This is a genomic window from Streptomyces sp. NPDC056948, from assembly GCF_042674225.1.
Classification (GTDB): Bacteria; Actinomycetota; Actinomycetes; order Streptomycetales; family Streptomycetaceae; genus Streptomyces; species Streptomyces purpurascens.
Genome location: NZ_JBHUQX010000654.1, coordinates 1 through 3,376 on the forward strand (window position 1 = coordinate 1; position 3,376 = coordinate 3,376).

Below are 3,376 nucleotides of genomic sequence, written 5' to 3' on the forward strand. Positions count from 1 at the left end.
CCCCTGGACCCCCGGCCTATGCCCCCCCACCACCCGACACGGTCAGCCAAGAAGCCGGGCTCGCCCCCTCAGCCCGTCCGGCGTTTGAGGACGAGGCCGTTCAGGCCGATCGGGGGTCCAGGGGGCTGAGCCCCCTGGAAGATGGGACGGGTAGGGGCGGCGGGGGCGAGAACTATCCCCGCGTCAGCGACAGCAGGTCCCGGGCCGGGCCAGTCGGCCGATGCCCCGTGGGCCATACCGCCCGCAGATCCCGGGCCAGGGCCACCCCCTCCACCGGCACACTCACCAGCCGCCGCATCGCCAGCTCCTCCCGCACCGCCAGTTCACTCAGCACCGACGGCCCCGCCCCGCTCACCGCCGCCGCCTTGACCGCCGTCGTCGAGGACAACTCGATCAGCGGCCGGGCCAGTCCCCCCAACGCCGCGTCCAGGACCTGCCGCGTGCCCGAACCCTTCTCGCGCAGGATCAGCGGCGTCGACGCCAACTCCTCCGCCGCCAGCGGCCGTCGGCGGCGGGCCCACGGGTGGCCGGGGGCCGCGACCACTATCAGCCGGTCGTGGGCGATGACCACCGAGTCCAGTCCCGTCGGAACCGACAGCCCCTCCACGAACCCGAGATCCGCCTCGTCGGACAGCAGACGTTCCGCCACCACCGTCGAGTTGCCGGCGTGCAGGGACACCGCCGTGTCGGGCCGCTGGGCGCGCAGCGCGAGCAGCCAGCCCGGCAGCAGATACTCGGCGATGGTCATGCTCGCCGCCACCCGCAACCGCGAGTCACGGCGGTCGCGCAGCGCCTGCGCCCCCACGTCGAACGCCTCCGCCGCCTCGACGATCCGCCGCGCCCAGTCCGTCACCAGCGCACCGGCGTCCGTCAGCCGGGACCCCCGGGGCGAACGGTCGACCAGCGCCACGCCGAGCTGCCGCTCCATCGACCGGATCCGGCTGCTCGCCGCGGGCTGCGTGATGCCGAGTTCCCGCGCCGCCCCGCCGAGGCTGCCGAGCCGTGCCACCGCCAACAGCAGCTCCAGCCCGCCGAGATCCGGCACCCGGTGCGCCAGGGACCCGGTCCCGGCGGTCGGCACGTCACCCTGCTCATCCGTCCTGCTCATAAACCCAGCTTATGTCGCCATAGAGGCATACTCCCTGGTGGTACGGCTCCGGCGGACCGACCGTGGAGTCATGGTCACCGCAGCCCAGCCCCTCGCGTACCCCGTGTCGGTCCGTCATCTCGGGCCCAACTGGTACGCCACCGTCATGGGCACCGCCGTCGTCGCCACCGCCGGAGCCGCCCTGCCGTCGCACCTTCCCGGGCTGCGCCCCGTGCTCGCCGGTGTCTGGGCCCTCGCGTTCGTCCTGCTCATGGCCCTGCTCGGGGCCCGGGCCGTGCACTGGGTCCACCACCGGGACCAGGCCCGCGCCCATCTCCTCGACCCGGCGACGGCCCCCTTCTACGGCTGTCTCGCCATGGCACTGCTCTCCGTGGGCGGCGGTGCTCTCACCGTGGGCCGGGACGTGATCGGCGTGCGGGCGGCCGTCGCGCTCGACGCCGTGCTGTTCAGTGCCGGTACGGCTCTCGGGCTGGCCGCCGCCGTCGCCGTGCCGTATCTGATGGCCGTACGGCACCGGGTCGAGCCGGGACAGGCCACCCCCGTCTGGCTGCTGCCGCTGGTCGCGCCCATGGTGTCGGCCGCCGTCGGGCCGCTGCTGGTTCCTCATCTGCCTCCCGGTCAGGCCCGGGAGACGCTGCTTCTGGTCTGCTTCGCGCTGTTCGGGCTCAGTCTGCTCGCCACGCTCGTCATGCTGCCGCTGGTCTTCGGACGGCTGCTCACCGGCGGGCCGCTGCCTCTCGCCCTCACCCCCACGCTGTTCCTGGTGCTGGGGCCGCTCGGGCAGTCCACGACCGCCGTCGGCGCGTTCGCGGACACCGCCCCCGGAGTCGTACCGGCCCCGTACAGCCAGGGCTTCGGTGTGTTCGCCGTGCTCTACGGCGTGCCGGTGATGGGGTTCGCGCTGCTGTGGTTCTGCCTCGCCGCCGTCCATGTGCTGCGCGCCCGGCGGCACGGGATGCGGTTCGCGATGACGTGGTGGTCGTTCACCTTCCCGGTCGGCACCTGTGTCACGGGCGCCGGGGCCCTGGGCCGGCACACCGGGCTCATGGCCTACGAAGGGCCGGCGGTCGTCCTGTACGCGGTGCTGGTCGTCGCGTGGGGCGCCGCCGCCGCGGGCACTGTACGCGGGCTGGTCAGGGGCGAGCTGCTCGCAGGGCCCGGTCCAGCACCCGTGGCGCCTCGGCCAGCGACGGCCCGTACCAGGTGAGGTGCCGGCCGCTGACGAACGCGCAGGGCAGGCCGGGGAAGGCCTCGGGGCCGTCGTCGGCGGTGAAGCGGTAGGGCTCGTCCGGGAGGATCACCACGTCCGGCGCCGCGGCGCGCAACTCCTCCAGCGGGATACGGGGATAGCGGTCGGGGTGCGTCGCGTACACGTGGTCGATACCGAGGCGGGCCAGGACGTCGCCCGCGAAGGTGTCACGGCCCAGGACCATCCACGGGCGGCGCCAGATCGGCACGACCGCCGTCAGGCGGTTCACCGGCCGCGGCAGGGACGACCAGGTGTGCTCCGCCTCGTCCAGCCAGCGCGGGCGCGCCGCCACCCCGCAGGCGTCCAGGACACGGGCCAGTTCCCGGAAGGCCCCCGGCACGTCGCGGATCTCCGTCACCAGGACCTCGACGCCCGCCGCGCGCAGGGCCGCGAGGTCGGGCTCGCGGTTCTCCTCCTCGTTGGCGATCACCAGGTCGGGGGCGAGGGAGACGATCCGGTCGGGCTTGGGGTTCTTGGTGCCGCCGACGCGTACGACGTCCAGGCCGGGCGGATGGGTGCACCAGTCGGTGGCGCCGACCAGGGCGCCGGGCGCGGACCTGGCCAGGGCCTCGGTCAGCGAGGGGACCAGGGAGACGACCCTCACCGGCGCGGCCGGTCCCGGACCGCCTCGATGTGCTCGGCCACGGCGACGACGATCACGCGGGTGTCCGATTCCGTGGCCCGCCAGCGGTGCCGTACGCCGCCGGTGAGGTACAGGGTGTCGCCGCGGCCGAGCCGGTAGGCGCGGCCCTCCGCCTCGATCTCCACAGCGCCGTCGGCGACGTACATCAACTGGTCGTTGCGGTGCTGGAATTCACGGCCGGCGTCATGGTCGCCGATGAACTCGGAGGCGTGCATCTGGTGGTGGCCGCGCACCAGCGACCGGGTCCGGGGCTGGGGCATCGGCTCGGCGCCCTCGGCTCGGACGACGTCGACGCTGCACGCCGGGTCGGCCGCGGCGAGGAGCTCCACGGCGGTGGTGCGCAGGGCGTCGGCGACCTTCTCCAGGGAGCTTCGGC

4 protein-coding genes are annotated in these 3,376 nt (G+C 74.2%); 1 reads left to right on the forward strand and 3 read right to left on the reverse strand.

Annotation, left to right across the window (positions count from 1 at the left end):
* Positions 1-172 precede the first annotated feature (172 nt).
* The gene (locus tag ACFTZL_RS42955; RefSeq protein WP_382595477.1) at positions 173-1,108 is read right to left on the reverse strand and encodes a LysR family transcriptional regulator; all 936 of its coding nucleotides are present in this window, start codon (positions 1,106-1,108) and stop codon (positions 173-175) included.
* A 70-nt stretch (positions 1,109-1,178) separates the two neighbouring features.
* On the opposite strand from ACFTZL_RS42955, the gene ACFTZL_RS42960 reads away from it, so the two are divergent.
* Positions 1,179-2,315: a TDT family transporter gene (locus ACFTZL_RS42960; RefSeq protein ID WP_382595480.1), complete on the forward strand. Its 1,137-nt coding sequence runs from the start codon at positions 1,179-1,181 to the stop codon at positions 2,313-2,315.
* On the opposite strand, the gene ACFTZL_RS42965 is transcribed toward ACFTZL_RS42960, so the two are convergent.
* Together ACFTZL_RS42965 and ACFTZL_RS42970 are read right to left on the reverse strand one after the other, a co-directional pair.
* A complete protein-coding gene (locus tag ACFTZL_RS42965) occupies positions 2,242-2,961 on the reverse strand; it encodes a helical backbone metal receptor (protein ID WP_382595482.1) in 720 nt (239 codons plus the stop codon). The genes ACFTZL_RS42960 and ACFTZL_RS42965 overlap by 74 nt on opposite strands.
* On the reverse strand, positions 2,958-3,376 hold a 419-nt coding region (locus tag ACFTZL_RS42970), incomplete at its 5' end, for a cupin domain-containing protein (RefSeq protein WP_382595485.1). The genes ACFTZL_RS42970 and ACFTZL_RS42965, both read right to left, overlap by 4 nt.

Bases quoted from the DNA above. Each gene is read 5' to 3' on its own strand.
- ACFTZL_RS42955 (WP_382595477.1), bottom strand. From the start codon at position 1,108: ATGAGCAGGACGGATGAGCAGGGTGACGTGCCGACCGCCGGGACCGGG.
- ACFTZL_RS42960 (WP_382595480.1), top strand. From the start codon at position 1,179: ATGGTCACCGCAGCCCAGCCCCTCGCGTACCCCGTGTCGGTCCGTCAT.